This window comes from Streptomyces sp. NPDC093149, assembly GCF_044754145.1.
Taxonomy (GTDB): Bacteria; Actinomycetota; Actinomycetes; order Streptomycetales; family Streptomycetaceae; genus Streptomyces.
In genome coordinates this window covers 1-22,121 of the sequence record NZ_JBIVON010000019.1, presented here as the reverse complement: position 1 = coordinate 22,121, position 22,121 = coordinate 1, and the positions used below count along the sequence as shown (strand labels likewise).

Below are 22,121 nucleotides of genomic sequence, written 5' to 3'. Positions count from 1 at the left end.
CCATGGGCCGACACGAGAATCCGCTCGACGCTTCGGCGGGCCCGGTCGCCGCGCTGGCGGGCGCCCTGCGTCAGCTCCGTCATGACTCCGGCAGCCCCCCGTACCACCAGATGGCCCGTCGCTGCTCCTACTCGGTCGCCACCCTGTCCCGGGCTGCGGCCGGGAAGCAACTGCCCACCCTCGCCGTCCTCCTCGCCTACGTCGAGGCATGCGGCGGCAGCACCGACACGTGGGAGGCGCGCTGGCGCCACGCGTCGGAGGAACTCACGGCACAGCACCTCGGTCAGGGGATTCCCCCGTACAAGGGACTCGCCCGGTTCGACCACACCGACCACGCTCTCTACTTCGGCCGTGAGCGACTCACCGACGACCTGTGGGCCCTCACCCGCCGGCAACGTGTGGCAGCGCTTCTCGGCCCTTCGGGGAGCGGTAAGTCCTCTCTCCTCCGTGCGGGACTCGTGCCCCGGCTGCGACAGCAGGAGAGCGGTCCGGCACGCCCTGCGGCGATCCGTATCATCACCCCCGGCGAGCGCCCGCTCGCCACGCACCGCTCGCTCCTGTCGTCCGCGGACGCCCATCCGTCCGAAACCTGCCTGATCGTGGACCAGTTCGAGGAACTCTTCACGCTGTGCAAAGATCCGGTCGAGCGGGAGGAGTTCGTCGCGGCTCTCCTCTCGGCCCGGGGGCCGGCCGGCCGTCTCCGCGTTGTCCTGGGTGTCCGCGCGGACTTCTCCTCGCGCTGTCTGGAGTATTCCGGCCTCGCCTCGGTCATCCGCGATGCAAGCCTGACCGTGACCCGCATGAGCCCTGCCGAACTGCGTGAGGCCATCGTCAGACCGGCGCGGGTACACGGGCTGGTCGTCGAACGTGCGCTGACGGCCCGGCTCACCGCCGATGTCGCGGACAACGGCTTCGCGTTGCCGTTGCTGTCTCATGCCCTCCTGGAGACCTGGAACCGCCGGTGCGGCCGTACACTCACCCTGGATTCCTACGAACAGGCCGGCGGTCTGCAAGGGGCGATCGCCCAGAGCGCCGAGGGCGTCTACATGCGGCTCGACACCATCCAGGCGAACATTGCACGGCGGATCCTGCTGCGGATGATCACCCCCGGAGCCGACGGCGCCCCCGACACCCGTCGCTCTGTCACCCGGGCCGAACTTGCAGCCCTGGGCGGCGGCCAGAGAGCAGACAAGGTGCTGGAATCACTGACCCGGGCCCGGCTGATCACTCTCGACGGGGCCACCGCCGGCCTCGCACACGAAGCCCTGATCAACGCCTGGCCCCGACTGAGCGCCTGGATCGAGCAGGACCGCGAGAAACTTCGCTTTCAGCGCTGGTTGACCGAGGCCGCCGACGCCTGGGAAGCAGTCGGGCGGGAGCCCGGCGTGCGGATCTCACCGGTTCGCCTTGCCCAGCTCGACGCACACACCTCACATGCCCGTCGGGATGAACTCACGCCCCTCGAATCAGACTTCCTCGCCGCCGGCATGGCCACACACCGCCGCACCCTGCGCAACCGTCGTGCGACACGCGCCATGGGCTCCCTGCTCGTCGCCACGACCACACTCGCTGCGGCCATGGCCTGGAAACAACAGCGACTACTTCAGGAACACCCGATGCGGCCCACACGGTGAAGCCGAACCACCCCCTGCCAGAAGGCGGCGAATTCGTGTACCGCCTGGTGCGACTTCCGCATGTCCATACGCCCTTCGTCACACTGCTCATCCACTGCCCCGACTGCGCCGAGCCGGCCTTTCGCCAAGGAGGCCGGTCAACGACTCCGGCACCGGAATCGGGCACATGCGGCCGGGGCGCACACGCCACAGAAATCGCCTGCAGGAAGGTTCCCTTGCACCACTTTTCCCCGGAGATGCTTGCATCCGGGCCGGCGTTCCGGCCGAGATGGCCCCGATCGCTCTGCCGTACGTGTAGCTACTCGCGTCGCTGTAGTACGTCACACGGTGTCCTCCCGTGCGCGACAGGATGTTGACGCAGTTGTACCCCGATCAGGTGGGAATCCCGCTGGACTGCCGGAGGCCGTCCGGTCGCCTGCTTTCCTCTTGATCAGCTCTACCGCCCACAGAGGAATGAGGCTCCATCCATGAATCGTCTCGCTGTCTGCGCCGCTGTGACTGTCTCAGCCATCGCTCTTTCCGCCGGGCAGGCCGCGACGGCGGACCCCTCTCCCGGGCGGCACGGGCAAGCAGCCCGGCACCACGCGCCCGCGAAGCCGGCGAGCGAGTCGGCCCGGCTGGCCCGTTCCATCCTGAACGCGAAGGGCATCACCTACGCCAAGGCGCACGTGAGCGATACCGACAAGGCGTCTCTCCCACAACAGAATCTGGTCGACGTTTCCAACGGGCACCTGGCCAAGACCAGCCCGTGGGGCCACAAGAAGGGTGCGCGGGTCGCGCTCGACACACGGATGCTCAACGGTGTCCTGAAGCTCGGCACCCAATACCACTACAAGTTCGAGATCTCCGAGTTCGTCGGCGGAAAGCACAGCCGCACCTCCAAGCACTACGCGGGCCGCGCGGTCGACGTGACCTGGATCAACGGCCGCCACGTGGGCAAGAAGGCCGATCACCGCGGGCTCATGAATGCCTGCCGGAAGCTCGGCGCCGCACTGGTCCTCGGGCCGGGCGACAAGAACCACGAAACCCACGTCCACTGCCAGTGGTAACCCGCCTCCAGCACACCGGGTGACCTTTGAAAACTCCCGCTCCTCCGTGGTGCAGGAACCGTGGTCCCCAACGGTGGATCCCCGGCCCGGCACCCTGCGGTGCCGGGCCACTCCCTTTCGCTCAGCCCCTGGACGGACGGCTCCTTTACGGACATGGCTCTCGGGCCGACCGGGTCCGGTCCGCGCTTGGAAGCCTCCTCGCCGCTCCGCTCCCCTGTTGGAGGACCCTGTTGGTCAGAAGGCACCGTCACGGGGGGGAGCGGGTCCAGGACGCTGTGCTCCGCACTACCGGGCCCCGCGGCCCGGGGCTGGAGGGGTGCGCGGTCGCAGGCGCTCTCCCTGGGGCCCGAACATGATCAGGTATTCGACCGGTTCTCCGGGGCCGGCGTTCGCGACTCCGTGCGGGGTGCGGGTGTCGAACTCGGCGACGTCCCCGGCACTCAGGACGAGGTCCTGCTCGCCGAGTGCGAGCCGCAGCCGCCCATACAGGACGCACAGCCATTCGTAGCCGTCGTGGGAGACCTGCCGCGGCCGCGCCGGCGGCGCGTCGACGGCGGGCAGGACGTGCTTGTGGGCGTGCAGGCCGCCGACGTACCGGGTCAGCGGCAGCACCGCCTTGTCGTCGCCGAAACGCTGCGGCATCGAAGTGCGAGGCTCGGCCGCGGGGGCGGTGCCGGCCAGTTCGTCCAGGGAGATGTCGTACGCCTTCGCGAGTTGCAGCAGCACCTCCAGAGTCGGCTTGCGCCGGCCGGTCTCGATCCGCGACAGCGTGCTCAGCGAGATGCCGGTCGCACAGCTGACGGCGGTGAGCGTGGCGCCGCACTGCTCGCGCGCGGCCCGCAGCCGGGGGCCCATCGCCGCCAGCGTGTCGGCTGTTTCGTCGTCCGTCACCATCGCCCCACTCCCTCCGGCCGTGCCGCCTCCACCGGCCTGTCCTGCCAGTTTGCCAGAATGGCAAGGGTGCTCGCGTCGGGCGGCCGCCGCGCCGCATGATCGGTGGGTAACCGCGTCCGCCCGCGAACCGAGGAGAAGTCCATGCACCCCGAGCCGTCCGCCGACCTGCGCCACCGAACCATCGAGGCACCCGCCGGGCGCCTGCACCTGGTCGAGCAGGGCACCGGCCCGCTGGTCCTGCTCGTACACGGCTTCCCCGAGTCCTGGTACTCCTGGCGCCACCAGCTCCCGGTCCTCGCGGCAGCGGGATACCGAGCCGTGGCGCTCGACGTGCGCGGCTACGGCCGCTCCTCCAAGCCCGCGGACACCGACGCCTACCGGATGCTCGACCTGGTGGAGGACAACGTCGCCCTGGTGCGCGCCCTCGGTGAGGAGAACGCGGTGGTCGTCGGCCATGACTGGGGCTCCAACATCGCCGCGGCCTCCGCCCTGCTCCACCCCGAGGTCTTTCGCGCCGTCGGACTGCTGAGCGTCCCCTACGCGCCGCCCGGCGGCCCCCGCCCCACCGACATCTTCGCGCAGATGGGCGGCGACCAGGAGTTCTACGTCTCCTACTTCCAGGAGCCCGGCCGGGCCGAAGCGGAGATGGAGCCCGACGTCCGGGGCTGGCTCGCGGGCTTCTACGCGGCCCTGTCCGCCGACACCATGCCCGCCCATGGCGAGCCCGACCCGCACTTCGTGGCCCGCGCCGGCGGCCGGCTGCGCGACCGCTTCCCCGGCGGCAAGCTGCCCGCCTGGCTGACCGAGGACGACCTCGACGTGTACGCCGGGGAGTTCGAGCGCACCGGCATGACCGGCGCCCTCAACCGCTACCGCAACATGGACCGCGACTGGGAGGACCTCGCCCCGCACCGCGGCGCCCCGATCAAGCAGCCGTCCCTGTTCATCGGCGGCGCCCTGGACGCCTCCACCACCTGGATGTCCGACGCGATCGACGCCTACCCGGCCACCCTCCCCGGCCTGGCCTCCACCCACATCCTGGACGGCTGCGGGCACTGGATCCAGCAGGAGCGTCCCGAGGAGGTCAACCGTCTGCTGACCTCCTGGCTCGCCTCCCTCCAGGGCTGAATCGTCGGGCGTGCCGCGGCCGGGCGCCGTTGCAGGAGAACCCCGCCCGGCACACCCGAGAGCAGTGCCCGAAGCTCGACCTCGTCATGCAACTGCCGTGCGAGAGCGACACCTTGAAGGTGGCCCGGCCCGACCGGCTCTCCCGCTCTGCACTGCGTCGTCGGCGGCGCTTGCTCTCGACCCCGTGCGCGTCCGGGTCACCGGACGGTGAAACCGGCCGCCTCGGTGTCCAAGGTCGTGGTGCCGTCCTGCGCGGTGGCCAGGACGGCGACATGCCAGGCACCGCGCGGGGACGACTCGGCGTCGGCACTGGTGACCTCGGCGGTATAGGTGCAGCGCACGGTGTCCTGCCCGGAGGGCTTGCAAACGGCCGACTCCACTGCGGCCATGTCCTTGGCGGTCAGCCCCTTCTTGGCCAGGGACGAGTTCTGCGGCCAGGCCAGCACCTTCACACTCTTGACACCGGAGGAAGCCGTGACATCGGTGGCGAAGGCCAGCGAGCCGTCCCGGTCCCCGTCGGGAGCGGTGTGGCGAACAGTGCTGTGCGTCAGCACCGGAGCCTGCTCCGCAGCCTGGGCGAAAGCGAAGGCACCGGTACCACCGAGAAGAACGACACCAGCAACAACGGACAAGGCAACACGTCGGGACATGGGATTCTCCATAACTGTCTCAGCACTGAATCGGGTCCGCGCCGCTCTGATCCGACGCTGTGCCGATACTCCCCGCGCGAGGATTCGCCGGGCATGAGCGCGCATACTCAAACCGACCTGAGTGGTCGGTCAGGGGATTCCGGGGTACGGGCGTGCGGCTCGGCGTGCACGGGGGCGACAGACATCTCCTCGGCGGGCACGGGGGGGGCGTTGCTGCGTGGCCTGCTTCTGCGGCTTTTGTTGCTGTGTACTCCTCGGCGCCGGCCTTACGTCGTACTCCTCGGTGCCGCCGTACGTCCGCGTCGGCCGGTCTGGACGGTGGGCAGGCGGGCCGGTGAGCCGATGAGCCGATGAGCCGATGGCGGACCGTACGCGGGCAGCGGGGTGTCGTCGCGGAACGACGTCGGGGTGTGCCGCGCGAGGGGCGTCTCGGACAGACACGCCCGGGCGACGATCTGCTCGGCTTCGGCGGCGTACGGGGGTGTCGCCCGGAAAGTGGCGGCGGCTTCGTGGCCGGGGCTGACGGTGCAGTGTTCTTTCGTGCCGCGCAGCCTCCTACATGGTTCGGTAAGCCCGGAGGAAGGTCCGCACTCCCTCGACGACGAGTGGCCGGACGCGGGGGTCCTCCGCGGCATTCGCGGAACCGAGTCTGTCCAGCGTGACGCCGAAGGTCAGCGCGATGAACTGGTCGGCCGCGAGCCGGGGGTCGGGGACGTCGAGCAGCCCGGCCGCGGCGAGGGCGGCGAGCCGCTCGGCGAGTGCCTCGTCGGGGGTGTCGGCCATGGAGTTGTAGCCCCGGTGCGGCAAGTGGCCGGATTCCGTCCGGACCAGTCGTTGCAGCGTCGCGTACTCCGCTGAGCCGAGCATGTCGGTCGCGATGCGCATCGAGAACGTGACCAGGGCGTCCTCAAGGTCGGCGTCCTCTGCGAGGTCGGTGAGGGTGTCGTCGAGGGTGCGCCGGATCGTGGTGATCAGTGACTCGCCGACGGCGTCGACGACTGCTTGCAGCAGCCTGTGTTTGTCGCCGAAGTAGTCGTAGACCGTCCGCTTGGACACCTCGGCCCGAGCGGCGACCGCGTCGACGCTGGACCGGTCGAAGCCGTCGGCGAGGAACAGTTCCCGGGCCGCCGAGAGGATGGCGGCCCGCTTCGGCGTGGACCCCTCGCGCAGTGTCTTCGTGGTCGGCATGGGGCACATCCTAACCGAACTACACTGCACGGTGTAGTGTAGTTCGGGGCCCGGGGAGAGGACCGCTGTGTCCGCGCCGGGCCCGGCAATGACGGAAAGGATGTCCATGACCGCAACTCTGGTTTCCCCGGCCCGTATCGGTAAGGCCGCTGTCGGGGCCCTCGGCATGCTGGCGGTCGCCACCGGTGCCTTGGAGTCGGTGGTGACGCCGACGCTCCCGCTCCTGCAACGCGAGCTGGACATGAGTCCCGCCGAAGGGGCGTTACTCAGCATCATGCTCCTCATCACCGGCGCGCTCGTCACACCGGTCGCGGGCAAGTTAGGCGACCGCTACGGCGGAAAACGAATCCTGATCCGGCTGATGGCGGTGGTCTGCGCCGGTGGTCTGGTGTCGGCCCTGGCGCCGAACCTGCCGGTGCTGCTGCTCGGTCAGGTACTGCAGGGTGCGATGGTGGGCGCGCTGCCCCTGTCGTTCATCCTGGTGCGCGAACACCTCCCCGCGGGAGAGTCGAAGGTGGCCATCGGGGTGGTCAGCGGACTGTTCGTAGGGGGCGGGATGGCCGGAACGCTGTCGGCCGGGCCCGTGGCCGAAGAGCTGTCCCGACACTGGATGTTCGCGCTGCCGACGATCGCGGTCATCGGGGCCACCATCCTGGTGAACAGGCTGATGCCGCATGATCCGCCGAGCCGGTCGGACGGCGCCGGGGTCGACTGGCCGGGCCTCGTTCTCCTGAGCGGGACGCTGGCCACGCTCATGCTCGCGCTCGCGCTCGCACCCGACATCGGCTCGCAGCCACTCGTGCTCGGCGCCCTCATGGTGGTTCTGGCCGCCTTCGTGATCGGATGGACAGCCGTTGAGCGTCGTGCGGCCTCGCCGATGGTCGATCTGCGCATGCTGGCACGGCCCGCGGTGTGGAAGTCGTGCGTGCTGACGTTCGTGATCTGCTTCGGCACCTCGGTGGCGGTCCATCTCGTCCCGCAACTGTTCGCGGTGTCCGCCGACGAATACGGATTCGGGGCCGGCGCCACCGAGATCGGCTTCTTCCTGCTGCCCGGCGCCGTGGCCGCGTCGCTGGCCGGGCCGATCGGTGGGATCGGGGCGCGTCGTTTCGGCTCGCGTGCCGTGGTCACCGCCGGGATCGTCATCATGGCCGCCGCCCTGATCGCCCTGGCAGTCGTGCACACCGAGGCCTGGCATCTCGTCATCGGCAAGATGCTGATCGCGCTTGCGAACGGCCTGTGCGTCACTGCGTTGGTGACCAGCACCGCCACATCCGTCGATCAAGGTGACACCGGCGTCGCCACCAGCCTCGTCCTGGTGACTCGCGTGGTCGGCTACGCCGTGGGTGTGCAGGTCAGTGGTGCGATCCTCACCGCCGGTACCCCTACCGGGTCCGATGTCCCAGCCGAATCGGCCTTCGTCACCGGCTTCGTCATAGCCGGCGCCGTCACGGCGCTGTCCCTCCTCGTCACCCGCACCATGAGCGAAGGAACCAAGGAATGACCCGCATTGATCCGTTGAAAGGTGTCCGCACCCCGCCGAGGCGCAAGGTCCTGATATCCGGGGCCAGCATCGCGGGGCCCGCCCTCGCGTTCTGGCTGAACCGCTACGGATTCGCGGTCACGGTGGTCGAGAAAGCGGGCGCACTTCGTGGGGGTGGTTACCCCATCGACGTACGCGGCACCGCACTCGAGGTCGTCCGGAGGATGGGAATCCTGCCTCGACTGAAGGACGCGCACATCGACCTGCGCCGGCTGACCTTCCTCGGCAGGGACGGCAGCGAGGTGGCCTCGGTCGCCCCGCACACTGTCACCGGCGGCGTCGCCGGACGGGACATCGAGGTACGGCGCGGAGATCTGACCGACGCTCTCCACGCGGCGGTCCGTGACGACGTGGAGTTCTTGTTCAACGACTCCATCGAAACCCTCGACCAGTCCGGCCACGGGGTCGACGTCGCCTTCCGCGGGGGCCGCAGGCGTACGTTCGACATGGTGTTCGGTGCGGACGGTCTGCACTCACCTACCCGCGAGTTCCTGTTCGGCCCCGAAGCGCAGTTCCACCGATACCTCGGCTACTGCTTCGCCGGGTTCACCATGCGCAACACCCTCGGGCTCTCCCACGAGCTCATGATGTGGAACACCCCGGGCAGAGCCGCAGCACTCTACGCCGTGGAGGACAACGACGAAGTGCACGCCTTCCTGAACTTCGCCCACCCGGAACCGCCGTTCGACGCGTTCCGGAACCCGGAGGCCCAACGGGACCTGGTCGCCACGGTCTTCGCGGACGCGGAATGGGAGGTCCCGGGCATGCTTGCCGCCATGCGCGACGCTGATGACCTGTTCTTCGACGGGGTCAGCCAGATTCGCATGCCCCGCTGGTCCAGCGGCAGGGTCGCGCTGGTGGGCGACGCCGCGTACTCGCCCTCGTTCCTTACCGGACAGGGCTCCAGCCTCGCGCTCGTCGGCGCGTACATGCTCGCCGGTTCCCTGGCCGACCGGGACCACACCGCGGGCTTCGCTGCCTACGAACGCAACACCCGTGAGTTTGTGACCCTGAACCAGGAGCTGGTCGGCGAGGGCGACGCCGCACTCTTCCCGACCACCGCCCGGGCCCTGGAGCAGCGCAACGCCATGCTGCGCAACCTCGGCGCCATGCCCTCCGCGGAAGGACGACCGGCCCACTCGGCCCTCACCCTGCCCGAATTCATGCCCACGACGTGACCATCCACGCGGTCACCGGGGCAGACATCAGCCGGCTCGCGCCTATCCGCGGCATCGACATCAACGCAACAGCGGCCACCGTCGAGATCCACGACAGCACAGCCCACCGCCGATGCCGGCTCCGCCCACTCCCCCGCACCTGGACAGGTCCCCTCATACGAGCGGCAGGCATTCACGGACAGCTCAAGGACCGCGTCCCGGACAGCCTCGCTCCGCAGCGGCGGCCGAAGTCCGTCTTCGGCCCGCACGTCATCCTCGACCCGGGCAAGGCGATCCGAGCGGCCTGAACGCACGTGTGGCGTGCACGCGTCGAACGCGTGCACGCCACGGATCACTGGGATCTCCGCGTTACTTGATGCGAACGACCTGCGGGTCGTGGTCGCTCGTCTGGTCGGAGAACTCCGCGTTGACGTGGACCAGCTCGTATCCGGGGTTGTGGATCCCCGGGGTGACGAGGATGTGGTCCAGCGTCTGCGAGTTGCCGTCGTAGACGTAGCTGTACCGCTCGCCCACCGGCAGCTTGTTGATCAGGTCGGTGAGGACACCGCCGCGGGTGAGCGTGGTGAGCGGCGTGGAGTACTGGTAGTCGTTCATGTCACCGAGAACGACGGCCTTGGCGTTCTTGTCCTTGGCGAGCAGGCTGGAGACGAAGGTGTTGACCTCCTTGGCCTGGGACAGGCGCTGCGTCTCGGAGCCCAGCGTCGGCGGCTGGAAGACGCCGTGGGTCGGCTGGTCGCCGCCCTTGGAGTTGAAGTGGTTGCCGATGATGAAGACCTGCTGGCCCTGGAACGTGAACTCGCCGACCAGCGGCTTGCGGCTGCTCTTCCAGGCATCGGACGTCGGGTTGATACGGCCGGGAGAGGCCGACAGGGTGATCCCCTTCTTGCCGCTGTCGACGACCTTGACGGGGGTGGTGGCGTCGCCGCCCGGACGGTCCACGAAGCTGACGCGCTTCGGGTTGAAGAGGAACACGTTACGGATGTTTCCGCCGGGCTCGCCGCCGTCGGTCTTGTTCTCCGGGTCGATGGAGCGCCACTCGTACGCCGGGCCGCCGGCCTTCTTGATGGCGTCGGTGAACTTGGCGAGCGTCTGATCGGCGGCGACCGTGCCGTCGTCCGTGGCGCCGTTGTTGTCCTGGATCTCCTCCAGGCTCACGACGTCCGGGGTGGCGAGGTTCTTGACGATGCCCTGGGCCAGCTGGTCGAACTTGCTCTGCGGGTTCTGCGGGGCAAGGTTCTCCACGTTGTACGTGGCGATGGAGAGCTCGTTGGCCTTGCCGGGCTTCGCCACGTCCGGCTTGAGGCCGCCGGACCTGACCTTGCCGAGGGTGGTGGCCTGGAGGTTGTAGCCGCCGAAGTTGGCGTAGTCCAGCGGGCCGGTCGTCGTACCCGTGAGAGTGTCACCGACGTTGGCCTTGAGCTGGTCGGCGGTCAGCGAACCGACCAGCAGGCGGCCGGAGTTCAGGTCGTCGTAGCCGGTGAGAACGGTGCCGCCGCTGGGGGTCGGGTTCTGCTCGGGCTTGGTGGTGATCCAGGTCTCGTTGTACTTGTTGGTGGCACCCACCACCCGGGTGTCCTTGACCTGCACCAGCATGCCCTCGCGGGACTCGAACCAGTCCAGGGCGTACTTGGACGGCTCCAGATCGAGGGGCTCGATGCTGCCGCCGCCCGCGTTCGGCGCGTAGGCCTCGGGCAGCGTCCTGGCGTCGATCGCCTCGGGCTCGGGCACCTCGTTGCCGGAGGACAGGACGGTGGTCGTCGGGCCGCTCAGCTCGGTGACGGACTGCGAGCCGGAGGCTTTGCCGCCCGGGTAGTACTCGGTGACCTTGGCGGAGACCAGTACCGAGTCGCCCACCTTGACCTGCGGGGTGGAAGAGCCGGTGAAGACGAAGACACCCTCGCTGGTGGCCGGGTCGCTGTCCGGCTTCGTGTCCTGGATCCAGAAGCCGCGCGAAGTACCGGTGGCCCGGACCGCGGTGACCACGCCGGGGACGTTGGTGACGTTCTTGCCCGCGTACGGGGAGAGCCGCGTGGCGCCCTGGATGTCGTGGATGCGTACGTCACCGGGGGTGGTGTCGGTGGGCGAGGGGGTGGGGGACGGGTCCCCGCCGCCGTCGCCGCCCGTACCGGCGCTGTTGCGCGGGCTCGGCGTGGAGCCGGAGAGGTCGACGGAGTTGTTGTCCGTGTCGGTGAAGACGGCATCGCGGCTCACCGAGTGCGTGTTGTCGGCGCCGGTGGCGGGCGAGGTCTCCCGTACGGCGGCGGTGCCGAAGCCGACCAGGTCCTTGATGCTGCTGTCCGCGGCGCAGTCGGCGGCAGTGAGGCAGGTCAGCGGAGTGGTGGAGTGGACGAGCGCGACGGTGCCGCTGCTCGCCGACATGCCGATGGTGCCGACCGCGTCGGGGGTGGGCAGCGCGGTGTCGCCGCCGGCGCCCTTGGCCTCCTCCACAAGGTAGTTGCCACCGGCCGGGATGGCTCCCTTGATCTCGGTGACCTGCCACTTGGAGGTGGCGGTGGGCGAGCCGCTCAAGTACTGGACCGACCAGCCGGTGAGGTCGAAGGGAGCGTCGCCGGCGTTGCCGAGCTCGATGAAGTCATTGGTGAGACTGGCACCGGCGTTCCCGCCGCCGCCGAAGACCTCGGAGATGACGGCGTCCGAGGACGCGGTCGCCTGCGCAGTGAACGGCAGCGCGACGAGCGACCCGGCGAGACCGATGGGCAGGGCAATGGCAATGGCCTTGGCACGTCGGCCGCGCAGGGCCGGGGGTATGAAAGGCGGCACGGTGAGCTCTTTCTTGCGGACGTGCTTGCGGACGTCAGGTATGGATTCGTGATGCACGGGCTCTGAGGGAGGAGCACCGGAAGTCGGCTCAAGATACGCGCGTAGATACGCACACAACAAGCCGTCTCATACGTGAAAAGCCAAGCGTTTCCGGACTGTTCGCCGGAATTTACCTCATTGTCGGATCATGACGTCCGGGCGAATTGCGGCGGGTGCGCAAGCGTGTTGCCGCTGACAGGTGGCCGATGGAGTTGGGCGGGGCGCCCTCACGCTCATATGGAGGGAAGCCGTTGCGAATCCGGCACCGGCCCACGGCCGCAGCTCCGCCCTGGGCAGGTCATCGGCTACGGACCACGCCGTGACGAAATCGTCATGGCCTCCCGGGACGGGTGGCCGCCCGGCGACCGGATTGAAGCGCCCGGCCAATGCTGACGCCGCCGGGTCCGCCATGCGGTGGAGACGGCCGGGTGGGCCGGTGCGGGCCGCGAATGGGCGGCGCATGCGCCCATTCGTTCGGGTACTCGTCCCGGACCGTCCCGGGCTTGGCCAGCTGGTGGTCGGGCAGCGCCGAGTAGTGCTGTGCAGATGTCAAGATCTCACCGCTGGTACCGACTCCCGGGTGAACGGTGCCCCGAGCGCCGCAGCCAGAAATCGAGAGGGAGCATCATGCAGAAGCTTGTGCAACAGGTCATTGACCAGCTGGTGGAGTCGGGCGCCGAGCTGGGTGTCCAGGTCGCGGTGTACCAGCACGGTGAGCTGGTGGTGGACGCGGTGGCGGGTGTCGCCGATCCGGACAGCGGCCGTACGGTCGCCTCGGACATCCCGTTCTACAGCGCCTCCACCGGCAAGGGTGTGACTGCGACGGTGGTGCACGTCCTCGCAGACCGCGGTGCCCTTGACTACGACACGCCGATCGTGGAGCTCTGGCCCGAGTTCGGTGCCCACGGCAAGAGCAGGGCGACCATCCGCCACGCTCTGACCCACTCCATCGGCGTCCCCGCAGTGCCGTCCGACCTCACGGTGCAGGACCTTGCTGATTGGGACAGGATGTGTGCCCTGATCGCCGATTCCGAGCCCTGGTGGGAGCCCGGGACCAAGACCGGCTATCACGCGATGACCTGGGGCTTCGTGATGGGCGAAATCGTGCGCCGGGCCACCGGAAAGCCGATCTCGCAGGTACTCAGGCAGGAGGTGGCGGCTCCGCTGGGCATCGCCGACGAGCTGTTCTTCGGCGTCCCTGAGTCCGAGCTCGGCCGGCTCGCCCGACTCGAGGAGGCGCCCGGTACCGCCGCGATGATGGCAGCGATGCCCGCCGACATGCCGCTGCTCAAGGCCACGCCGCCCGCCGTGACCCCCAGCGCCAAGTACGGCAACGACCCCGTGGTGCTCACCTCGGACATTCCCTCGGGTGGCACGATGTCCGCCCGCGCGGCGGCCAAGATGTACGCCGCGCTGCTCGGTGAGGTGGACGGCGTCCGGCTGGTCTCGGACGAGCGGCTGCGAGAGGTCACGGCCCTGGCCACGGCCGATGTCGACCAGATGGTCGGATTCCCGATGCCGCGCGCGCTGGGCTACAACCTCGGCCGGCCCGGAGCCAACCCGCAGGAGACGCTGAGCACTTTCGGCATGCCCGGCATGGGAGGCAGTGCGGCGTATGCCGACACCGCGACCGGTATTTCCTTCGCGCTGACCAAGAATCGGTTCTTCCCGGGTCCTTCCGCCGCGGTCGACCAGATCAGTGAGCTGGTCGCGAAGGTCGCCACCAGCTGAGACTCTCCGGTCGGGCCCGGCTGCTGCCGGGCGGTGCGGGCACGACCGGTCAGCCTCTGGGCCAGTGGGATCTTGGTGGATTCAGGGGTGTGGGCATGGCGGCCATCCTGCCCTGTCCGGATGCCGTGTCCGGTGGATGGACGGTTCGCCATGGCCATCGGGGATACGGCAGCCTGGCACTGTCTTGATCCACTTCTCATGATCGGCCTGTCTGCCACGCCCGTTACCACTGCCCGCTCGCTCTCCGTGACCGCTGCCGAGCACCGGTTGAAGAAGGTGGCCGGGGGCCACCGAAGCGAGTACCGGGCGCGGGTGCGCGCAGATCGTGCTGCCAGCCGCACGCGGCCGGGCCAACACGCGCATCGCCCGGCAGGTCGGGGTGCGCCTGGACACCGTGCGAATGTGGCGGGGCCGGTTCGCCGAGCAGCGGCTGGCCGGGTTGGCAGACCGCGGCCGCTCAGGACGCCGAGCGCCTTCACGCTCCTGCAGCGGGCTCAGGTGACCGAGCCGGCCTGCCAGTTGCCCACCGAGAGCGGCGTGCAACTGGTAGGAGCGCACTACGGCTTTTCCAGTCCTCTTCCACGACACGGCTCAGGCCCGGCACGGGGCCTCGTATGCCCGGCTTGGGGCGTCATGACACCAGGCCGGCCCCCTCCAGCTCGGTCAGCCGCACCGTGCACAGACCCCCACGCTCGGCCTTCACCTCCGTCACCTTCAGCTGCGTCCCCGGCGCGAGGATGTACTCCTCCTCACCCGTGAACGCGGAGAACCGCCGGATCCCCACCGCCCGCGCGGGCGTCACCTCGAACAGCGTCCGCCGGCCACGCCCGCCGAGGAACGCACGGGCCACACCCACCTCGGACGTGCACGACGACACGCCCCACCACGTCACCGTCCGCCCCAGCGGGTACTGGGACCGCAGATCCAGCGCCACACCACGCCACAGCGGCCGCGTCTGCGCCGGCAACGCCTCCATCGCCGAGAACAGCAACCTCAGGTACGGCAGGTACGGCACCACGCGCTCGCGGTCCGACGAGCGCAGCACGGCGTTGATCTCGCGGTAGAAGCCCGACTCGCACGTGTACAGGTAGAGGGCCGAGATCGCGTCGGCCGACAAGGTACTCACGGCCTCCCCGGGCAGCGCGCCCGCGGACGCCGCTTCCGCGGCCTTCGTCTCCCCGAAACGGCTCGACAGATCGATGTGCCGATCCAGGTGCGCGAGCACCCGCGAGACCGGCTCGACGGCCTTGCGGAAGTCCATCAGCGGCGTGTCGAACACCCCGGTGACGGGCGGCAGGACGAGGCCCTCGTCCTTGACGCTGGTGAGCCGCTCCAGGTACAGCTGATGCAATTCCATCGTGGACGCGATGAACGCCCCCATCCGCTGCGCGACATCACCGTCCTCCGGCCCACCGGCCCCGCCCGTCCCCTGGTCCCAGCCCTTCCGCGGCAGCCAGTCGACCGGCTCGGCCCCCACCGCCGCCAGGGCGTCGTTCACCTGGGCGAAGTGGTCGCCCTCGCAGAACAGATCCCCCTGCGCGGCCGGATTGGCGTGGTCCAGGTGACGGACCTGCACCCCCGGGTACTTCTTCTCCAGCCGCTGGACGACCCTCTTCAGACTCCGGGCGTGCACGCCCCACCAGGCGAACACCACCCCCCTGTCGTCCTCCTCCGCCGTGTCCTGCTTCGCCCGGAGGATCTCCTCGACGATCTGCTCCGCCACAGGGCGCCAGAACGATGTGTGCCGATCGGTCGCCATCGCCCCGTCCGCGCTCGCCGTGAGGGACGCGTTCAGCAGCAGCACGCCCTGGGTGAGCATCGCCTGGAACCACTCGGGCGGCTGAACCGTGTCCTCCTTCTTCAGCAGGGCGCGGACGTCGGCGATCGGGGTCTTCTTGACGATGCCGTACTTCCACATCGCGGCTGCCTTGATGAGGCAGCGGATGCTGACGACCCGGCCGAACTGGCTGTCCTTCCAGTCGTTGAAGGTGTTGTCGAACATCGCGATGCCGGTCGCGCTCTCCGCCCGCGGATAGGGGTTCTGTCCGAAGACGACCACCTTCCACTTCTCCGGCGGATGCGGCTTCAACGCCTGGAACGTCAGCTCGCGCACCGGAACGACCTCCGGGCTGCGTTTCGGGCCGATGAAGTCGGCGGCTCCCGGCTGCGCCTCGATCACCGGCCCGAGCAGCGGCAGCCATGGCTCGCCGCCACCGGTGAACAGGTCGGCCAGTCCCAGCGGATCCGCGGCCGGGGAACCGGCATCGCCCGCGGCCGTCACGTCGACATCACTCACGAGGGTGGAACTCCCGGCACTCGAACCGGGCGCCTCCGCGGGCGCCCCGGCATGCTGAACAGATGCGGCAGGGTCGTCGCCGGTGTCCGCGCCCTGGGCGGCACCGGCCTGCGAGGTCTTCGGGTCAGTGACGAAAGGAAGGCCGCTGCGGCACGTTGATCCGGACCCGCCGTGCGGACCCCGCTCCCTCGATGTCGTCGAGCTGCCCCAGTACGGCGGCCCGCAACTCGTCGTAGTCCGCGAAACCGTGGTCGTGGAAGAGGGTGTAGCCCGTCCACATCAGGTTGGCGCACACCTTCGCGGGCACCCGCCCGGTCTGCGCGCCCATTCCGACGAGGGCCACCGACCGGATGCTGCCCGGCTTCGCCCGGTTCTGCAGATGCACCGCCTGGAAGGCGGCTGCGCAGGCCAGGGCCACGTTCATCGTGTGGCTGACGTTCTGCGACGACTGGCGCATGGTGGGCGTCGAGATCAGGTACCGGGGTATGTCCGCCCCGGACGGGACGCACACCGCGCTGCCCACCGGCAGCCGTCCGCCGAACCGGTCGCGGATCGCCCGCTGTACCCGCACCTGGATGCCCGCACCGAGGTACCGCTTGACGACGGCGTCGACCCCACCGTCCATCCGGCCACGCTCGTTGGTGGGAGAGACCCAGGCGTCGGCGTCCACATCGAGAAGGGAACCCCGCCTGATCTCGACCTCCGGCGTGTCCGCGAACGCGGACCGCCAAGCCGTCACCACCTCGTCGTTGACGTCGACCAGGACGACGCTCAACGCATGCCTGACACCCACGAATTCACCCCTCTCACCCCGTGATCCCGAACAATCCCGAAGCTACCGCGCGCCACTGACAGCGCCGTTCGACAGGGTTGTTCGAGCAAGGGAGCAGGGAGCGGGCGAGGGGAGGAGAGGGAGCCGATGACGAGCGGTCAGGAACCCGCCTTCAGCGTGGCGACACTCGGCCCGGAGAGGTCGTCCAGTGCCGCCCGGCGCCCCGACACGGCGAGCAGCAGGGAGAGGCTGGGGCCGGTCGCCTCCGGTCCGGTTCCGATCTCCAGGTCCGTGTCCGTCGCCGTCAGGTGGACCCGGTTCGCCAGCTTCTGGCGCCACGGAACGAGGACCACTGCGGGCGCAGCACCAACCGGTGGGCGGCGCTCGCCGCCTTTCGTCGCTGCCGGCCGACACTGCGACGAGCTGCGAGTGGACCTGGTCGTTCGCGAAGGCGCGCCGCTCGGGCGTCGCCCACTCCGAGGCCCCGGAGCGCCAGGCTTCTTCGAGGGGGACGAAGTGGTCGATTCGGCAAGGTGTCAGCGGCGAGCGCTATGGTGCGTGGCCGTGGACGCTGCTGATCTTGATTACCGGGCCCGGGCGCGGTCCGGCTGCATCCCGCCGGAGCTGGTCTCACGGCTGCTCGAACGCGGCCACGTCGACGTGGTGGAGCTGCAGGCCGGGCGCGGGGAGTGGTTCTGCGCGCTGGCGTGGGCGCGGTTGCTGGGTGAGCAGGGCCGGCAGGGCGACGCATTGGAGGTGCTCGCCCCGTACCTGGTAACCGGCTGGTGGACGGCCGTCGTAGCCGCGGCCGAGCTGCTGGAGGGCTGGGAGCGGGTCGACGAGGCGATCGAGATCACCCGGGTCCGCATGGAGGCCGGACACCCGATGGCGCTGGAGTTCTACACGCGCCTGCTCGCCCGGCACGGCCGCAGCGAGGAGGCGTTCACCTTGCTGCGCCCGCACATCGGCGAGCTTTCCCTCGCAGTGGCGCTGGTCGACGTGGCGGCCGCTGCCGACGGCGACGGGGAAGCCGCCGCGCTGCTCGCCGCCCGGGCCGAGCACCGGTGTTCCGACTTCCCGTGGTGCTGCCGAGGCCTCGATCGCGGCACGGCGATCGGGCTGCTCGCCACGATCCACGAGCGCCAAGGCCGTATTGACGAGGCGATTGTCCTGCTGCGCACCCGGGACGCCATCTCGGTCAACGGCCAAGACCAGCTGGCCGATCTGCTGGCCCGGCACGGCCGGACCGGGGAATTGCGTGCCTGTGCGGCGACCGAGGAGCTGGGGTACGCCGGGCAGCGCCTCGCGGAACTGCTGGAGGAACGCGGTGACGCGGAGGGCGCGATCGCCGTGTACCGGCAGACCGGCGACTCGTCCCTTCGCCGGGTCAGCATGACGGTGCAGCTCGCGTGGCTCCTGGCCCGGCACGGCCGGGGGAACGAAGCGATCGACGTGATGCGCGTTCAGGCCGACGCCCGCAAGGGGGACGACTGGGTCCTCCATGCTCTGTCCGACCTGTGTCTCGACCAGGGCCGCCCCGAGGTCGGCCTGGCGCACCTCGACGCCCTCGCCGCCGCGCGCGGGGGCGAGGAGGAGTGGGACCTGTACTGGATACGGCTGCCGCTGATCGCCGCCCGCGACGGCGTCGACGAAGCGATCGCACAGGCCCGCTCCCATCCCGAGGGCGCCACCTCGTACGCGGCGCCGCACATCGCCGAACTGCTCGCCGGCGCCGGACGTACCGAGGAGGCCGTTACCGTCCTCGAACAGCACGCCTCCGCGAACAGCCATGACCTGGCCGGCTACCTCATCGACCTCGGCCGCGTCGAGGACGCCCTGGCCGTCCTCCAGCGACGCACCTCCCGGCCGCCCGAGCTGTCGCACGGCACCTGGCACGACGATCCCCCGTTCTGAGGCCCTGCCCGGTTCGGGCCCGCTGGGTGGTGTTTTGTCACCTGGAGAGCGCTGCGCCGGTTGCCCGGGGTTGACCTGCGCCGTCGTTGATCAGCCGGGTGTTCCGGTCCGGCGGGCTTCGAGGTAACGGCCTGGTGCACGGCTGGGAGTGGATCGGCGAGCGGTGTCATGCGGCTTCGGGTCCGAGGCGGAGGAGGGGGGCGACGCGGAGCGTCGTCGGCCGACGACGACGGAGGCAAGCCGCATGACGTCGGGAGCCCGCTCGCCATCGTGCACCAGGCCCGTAAGCACTCCGGTCGGTGGCGATCGGCGCCACTGCTGGGCGGTGATGACGTGCAGGCCGAGCGAGGGCGGCGGGCGGCAGGTCCTGGTAAGACGCCGTGCCCGAAACGGCGTTTGCAGGCGAGCGCGGCGCGCACGCCGGCCTCAAGACTGCTCGAAAAGCGCACTCGGTTCCTGCTGGGCCTGGAGGGTTTCCACCTGGGCAGCCACTTCGGTGCAGGTCGGCCGAGCTCGCGCATCGCCCTGGTCTGCCGCTCGACCGGCCTCCGCGATCGCCGGGGCCGGTCGACGGCCACATGTGCTAAATTTGATCTTGGAAGTCAGCCGTAACTCACGGCGACCGACGCTGCGTTGGTGGTCCAAGGAAAGACACCCCGCTTCCTGCGGGGAAATGCAGGTGCAAGGCCTGCCCAGCGCTCGCTCACGAAGCCCTTCCCTCCGCGAGAGGGAAGGGCTTCGTCACGTACCCCGCGTGCCCTGGAGAACTTCCGCAATCGGTCTACCGACTCCACCGGCAGACCGATCTGCGAAGATCGACGTCAGTGGCGGTACCTGGTAGTAGACGATGGCCTGGCGCGAGCCGGACGAGGAGGAGGCGGAGCCCCTCCTCGCCGTGGAGGGGCTGGACACCGCAACGATCGAGCCCCCGCGCTCACCCTCCACCCGAACGCCGGGGACCTGCTCATGTTCAGCTCCGCGATGCTGCACACGGTCTCGTCCTCCACATCGGCCCGCGAGTCGCCATGGCCGTTTTCATCGGCTGAGCGGAAGCTAACAAGCCTTTGGTCTACTGGAGTTGATCTGATGACAAGTACCCCTTGACCACCGTGCCAGAGAGCAGGAGCCCATCCATGCCCGAACAGGAGATCCCGCGCGTCGCCATGACCGCCGAGGAGATCGAGGCAGCCAACTTGGGCGCGGCCCCCAAACTCAACAGCCAGATCACCCTGCGCGAGCACGACCCGCAATGGTCCGCGGCCTTCGAGCGGGAGGCCGTCCGCATGAAGGAGCGCCTGGGCCACCTGGACCACCGGATCGAGCACGTCGGCTCCACCTCCGTACCAGGCCTCCCCGCCAAGCCGATCATCGACATGCTCCTGATCGTTCCCGACTCCGGGGACGAGGTGTCCTATGTGCCCGCCCTCGAAGCCCTGGGCTACGAGCTCGCCATCCGCGAACCCGAGTGGTACGAGCACCGTGTCCTGCGCCGGTACGACATCGACCCCAGCGCCGACTCCGTCAACCTCCACGTCCTGTCCACCGGGTGCCCCGAGAACAGACGCATGCTGCGCTTCCGCGACCGGCTGCGCCGCCACAGCGGAGACCGTGAGCTGTACGCCGACACCAAGCGCGCCCTGGCCCGGCAATCGTGGGAGTACATGCAGAACTACGCCGACGCCAAGTCCGAAGTGGTCGCGGGCATCATCGAACGAGCCATGGCCGATGACGACTGACGCGCCAGGACGAGCTCGGCCTGCTGCACGACCGCGACTTCCGGCTGTTCTTCACCGCCCGCACGGCGTCCGTGCCCGGAAACGTGATCGCACCGCCCGGCCTCCTTCGCCGTACTCGAACACCCCGACGGCACGGCCACGCCCGCCGTATGGCGGCTGATCGCAGTCTCGTGCTGCCGGGACGCTGCGCCGTGCCCGCGCCGGTGCTCCGCCACCGGTGTCAGGCCCACCGGAGCCGTCCCAACACAGCAACGCGTCCGCGAAGCCGAACGTTCTCGGACCGTATGGGACCGGGACGGGGCGTCGGCGTGGGTCCGCCGAGATCTCCGGCAAGTACCGCCCTGGCTACCGGTTGCGGCTACCGTGATCCGGAAGCGAAACACGGGGGCATCATATGGACGAGATCTTCTCCGAGCGGCCGAGCGCGTCTGCCGCCGCCCTGGCCGGGCAACGAGGACTGGGCGACTGGGTCCAGACGTTCGCCTCGAAGCAGGGGTGGATGTACCGCAAGTGGCGGGGTTGGCGGCTCTACGTCCACACCGGGGGCCTGGTGGTGAGCAGCTTCGACGGCTTCGAGGCTGCCTACGACTGGCCCACGACGCGGGCACTGCGCTACTACCGGCGGGTCAACGGCGCCCTGGTAAACGCTCGTTACACCCTGATCGCCCCGAGCGGTCACGCGCTGAACATCGGTCCGGGCAGCCGGGGCTTCCTCCAGCGGCAGAAGGAGCAGTTGGGGATCACCGAGGTGGTACACGGCGCGCCGTTCCTGTATCCGGGCGACTGGGGGGACTACTTGCTGCGCGGCATCACCCGGGCGCAGTTGCCCGGGGTCCTCAGCCGCATCGCGCGCGGTGAGGCGATGGGCTTCGGGCCTTTCACAGCCGACCGCCACGGCCTGCGGGACGGCAAGCGCAGCGTGGCCTGGTCGGGGATCGGCGAGGTGCGAACCTACGACGGCCGCGTTTCGTTCGACGGCCACGACAAACGCCTCGCGGTCGGGTCCAGGCCTCTCGCGGACATTCCCAACGCCGATCTCTTCCTCAACCTGTGCCACGAACTGAAAGGCTGAGTGCCTGCCGCTGCCGAAGTCCGGGAGTCCGGCAGCGGCACGAAGCGGCGGTGTCGGGCTCCGTCTGCTGCCAGGCGGCGGTGTCTGTGGGGGCCGGCTGGTCCCTCTGTGGGCCTCGGCAGCATCCGAGGCGTGGGAATGGGGTAGCGCCGAGGTACGCCCAAAAGCTGCCAGTTCTTGATCTTGGTGGGTCTTTTCAGCTCCCGTTGTGAGTCCCGAGAGCGTTGACGCGGTTCTCGTACTCGCGGCGGGCCTTGCGCTGTGCCGGGATCGCCGCGGTGTCGTCGAGGGGCTGGCAGCGGTCGAGGAGTTGGCGGTGGACCGCGGGTACGGCGGTGACGCGCAGGGTGTAGCCCTGTCCGCGCCGTACGGTCACGCCCTGGTCGAGCGTGACGCGCTCGGCGGGCTCCAGCTCGGCGGCGCGGAGGAAGTCGGCGACCTTGCCCGGCATGTCGAGGGCGACCGGCAGTTCCGGGGCCGGGGCGCCCGGGTCGGCGGCCGTGTACTCGGGCAGGA

General features: G+C 69.5%; 18 protein-coding genes and 1 pseudogene. 11 read left to right on the top strand and 8 right to left on the bottom strand.

From position 1 onward, the window contains the following. Positions 1 to 2: 2 nt before the first annotated feature. Positions 3 to 1,634: a helix-turn-helix domain-containing protein gene (locus tag ACIQCZ_RS35600; protein WP_402288989.1), complete on the top strand. Its 1,632-nt coding sequence runs from the start codon at positions 3 to 5 to the stop codon at positions 1,632 to 1,634. 467 nt (positions 1,635 to 2,101) lie between these two features. Continuing rightward, the gene (locus tag ACIQCZ_RS35595; protein ID WP_402288987.1) at positions 2,102 to 2,683 is read left to right on the top strand and encodes a hypothetical protein; all 582 of its coding nucleotides are present in this window, start codon (positions 2,102 to 2,104) and stop codon (positions 2,681 to 2,683) included. A gap of 285 nt (positions 2,684 to 2,968) precedes the next feature. Here ACIQCZ_RS35595 and ACIQCZ_RS35590 read toward each other — a convergent pair whose 3' ends face one another. Then, positions 2,969 to 3,577: a helix-turn-helix domain-containing protein gene (locus ACIQCZ_RS35590; protein WP_402288985.1), complete on the bottom strand. Its 609-nt coding sequence runs from the start codon at positions 3,575 to 3,577 to the stop codon at positions 2,969 to 2,971. A gap of 141 nt (positions 3,578 to 3,718) precedes the next feature. On the opposite strand from ACIQCZ_RS35590, the gene ACIQCZ_RS35585 reads away from it, so the two are divergent. Beyond that, positions 3,719 to 4,705 (top strand): alpha/beta fold hydrolase, encoded by a 987-nt coding sequence (locus ACIQCZ_RS35585; RefSeq protein ID WP_402288982.1) that lies wholly within the window; start codon positions 3,719 to 3,721, stop codon positions 4,703 to 4,705. A 197-nt stretch (positions 4,706 to 4,902) separates the two neighbouring features. Here the strand turns inward: ACIQCZ_RS35585 and ACIQCZ_RS35580 are convergent, their stop codons facing one another. Together ACIQCZ_RS35580 and ACIQCZ_RS35575 are read right to left on the bottom strand one after the other, a co-directional pair. Further along, positions 4,903 to 5,355, bottom strand: coding sequence for a DUF5707 domain-containing protein (locus ACIQCZ_RS35580; RefSeq protein ID WP_402288979.1), 453 nt, complete (start codon positions 5,353 to 5,355; stop codon positions 4,903 to 4,905). Between the two features lie 555 nt (positions 5,356 to 5,910). Beyond that, positions 5,911 to 6,543 carry a TetR/AcrR family transcriptional regulator gene (locus ACIQCZ_RS35575; RefSeq protein WP_402288976.1) on the bottom strand — a complete coding sequence of 211 codons (633 nt, stop codon included), beginning with the start codon at positions 6,541 to 6,543 and terminating at the stop codon, positions 5,911 to 5,913. 106 nt (positions 6,544 to 6,649) lie between these two features. On the opposite strand from ACIQCZ_RS35575, the gene ACIQCZ_RS35570 reads away from it, so the two are divergent. The 3 genes from ACIQCZ_RS35570 to ACIQCZ_RS35560 are packed head-to-tail and all read left to right on the top strand — an operon-like array spanning position 6,650 to position 9,551. Continuing rightward, positions 6,650 to 8,047 carry an MFS transporter gene (locus ACIQCZ_RS35570; RefSeq protein WP_402288973.1) on the top strand — a complete coding sequence of 466 codons (1,398 nt, stop codon included), beginning with the start codon at positions 6,650 to 6,652 and terminating at the stop codon, positions 8,045 to 8,047. Next, a complete protein-coding gene (locus ACIQCZ_RS35565) occupies positions 8,044 to 9,264 on the top strand; it encodes an FAD-dependent monooxygenase (protein WP_402288970.1) in 1,221 nt (406 codons plus the stop codon). Before ACIQCZ_RS35570 ends, ACIQCZ_RS35565 begins: the two co-directional genes overlap by 4 nt. Then, entirely contained in the window at positions 9,261 to 9,551 is a 291-nt protein-coding gene (locus ACIQCZ_RS35560; protein WP_402288967.1) for a hypothetical protein, read from the top strand. Before ACIQCZ_RS35565 ends, ACIQCZ_RS35560 begins: the two co-directional genes overlap by 4 nt. A 61-nt stretch (positions 9,552 to 9,612) precedes the next feature. Here the strand turns inward: ACIQCZ_RS35560 and ACIQCZ_RS35555 are convergent, their stop codons facing one another. Beyond that, a complete protein-coding gene (locus tag ACIQCZ_RS35555) occupies positions 9,613 to 12,045 on the bottom strand; it encodes a lamin tail domain-containing protein (RefSeq protein ID WP_402288964.1) in 2,433 nt (810 codons plus the stop codon). A 666-nt stretch (positions 12,046 to 12,711) separates the two neighbouring features. Between ACIQCZ_RS35555 and ACIQCZ_RS35550 the strand changes: the two genes are divergently transcribed. Beyond that, positions 12,712 to 13,815: a serine hydrolase domain-containing protein gene (locus ACIQCZ_RS35550; RefSeq protein WP_402288962.1), complete on the top strand. Its 1,104-nt coding sequence runs from the start codon at positions 12,712 to 12,714 to the stop codon at positions 13,813 to 13,815. 325 nt (positions 13,816 to 14,140) lie between these two features. Beyond that, positions 14,141 to 14,317, top strand: coding sequence for a helix-turn-helix domain-containing protein (locus ACIQCZ_RS35545; RefSeq protein WP_402288959.1), 177 nt, complete (start codon positions 14,141 to 14,143; stop codon positions 14,315 to 14,317). Between the two features lie 129 nt (positions 14,318 to 14,446). On the opposite strand, the gene ACIQCZ_RS35540 is transcribed toward ACIQCZ_RS35545, so the two are convergent. The 3 genes from ACIQCZ_RS35540 to ACIQCZ_RS35530 form a co-directional block, all read right to left on the bottom strand. Continuing rightward, positions 14,447 to 16,111, bottom strand: a complete 1,665-nt coding sequence (locus tag ACIQCZ_RS35540) for an ADP-ribosyltransferase domain-containing protein (protein ID WP_402288957.1) — start codon at positions 16,109 to 16,111, stop codon at positions 14,447 to 14,449. A 124-nt stretch (positions 16,112 to 16,235) separates the two neighbouring features. After that, a complete protein-coding gene (locus tag ACIQCZ_RS35535; protein ID WP_402288954.1) occupies positions 16,236 to 16,904 on the bottom strand; it encodes a macro domain-containing protein in 669 nt (222 codons plus the stop codon). A gap of 137 nt (positions 16,905 to 17,041) precedes the next feature. After that, positions 17,042 to 17,236, bottom strand: coding sequence for a hypothetical protein (locus ACIQCZ_RS35530; protein WP_402288952.1), 195 nt, complete (start codon positions 17,234 to 17,236; stop codon positions 17,042 to 17,044). A gap of 211 nt (positions 17,237 to 17,447) precedes the next feature. Between ACIQCZ_RS35530 and ACIQCZ_RS35525 the strand changes: the two genes are divergently transcribed. The 3 genes from ACIQCZ_RS35525 to ACIQCZ_RS35515 all read left to right on the top strand — a co-directional run bounded on the left by ACIQCZ_RS35525 (position 17,448) and on the right by ACIQCZ_RS35515 (position 21,605). Next, on the top strand, positions 17,448 to 18,797 hold the full coding sequence (locus tag ACIQCZ_RS35525) for a tetratricopeptide repeat protein (RefSeq protein ID WP_402288950.1): 1,350 nt from the start codon (positions 17,448 to 17,450) through the stop codon (positions 18,795 to 18,797). A gap of 1,133 nt (positions 18,798 to 19,930) precedes the next feature. Beyond that, complete coding sequence (locus ACIQCZ_RS35520) at positions 19,931 to 20,533, top strand: GrpB family protein (RefSeq protein WP_402288947.1); 603 nt, start codon at positions 19,931 to 19,933, stop codon at positions 20,531 to 20,533. Positions 20,534 to 20,927: 394 nt separating this feature from the next. Next, entirely contained in the window at positions 20,928 to 21,605 is a 678-nt protein-coding gene (locus ACIQCZ_RS35515; RefSeq protein ID WP_402288945.1) for a DUF6585 family protein, read from the top strand. 196 nt (positions 21,606 to 21,801) lie between these two features. Here ACIQCZ_RS35515 and ACIQCZ_RS35510 read toward each other — a convergent pair. Then, positions 21,802 to 22,121: pseudogene (locus tag ACIQCZ_RS35510) on the bottom strand (recombinase family protein); the annotation flags it as partial.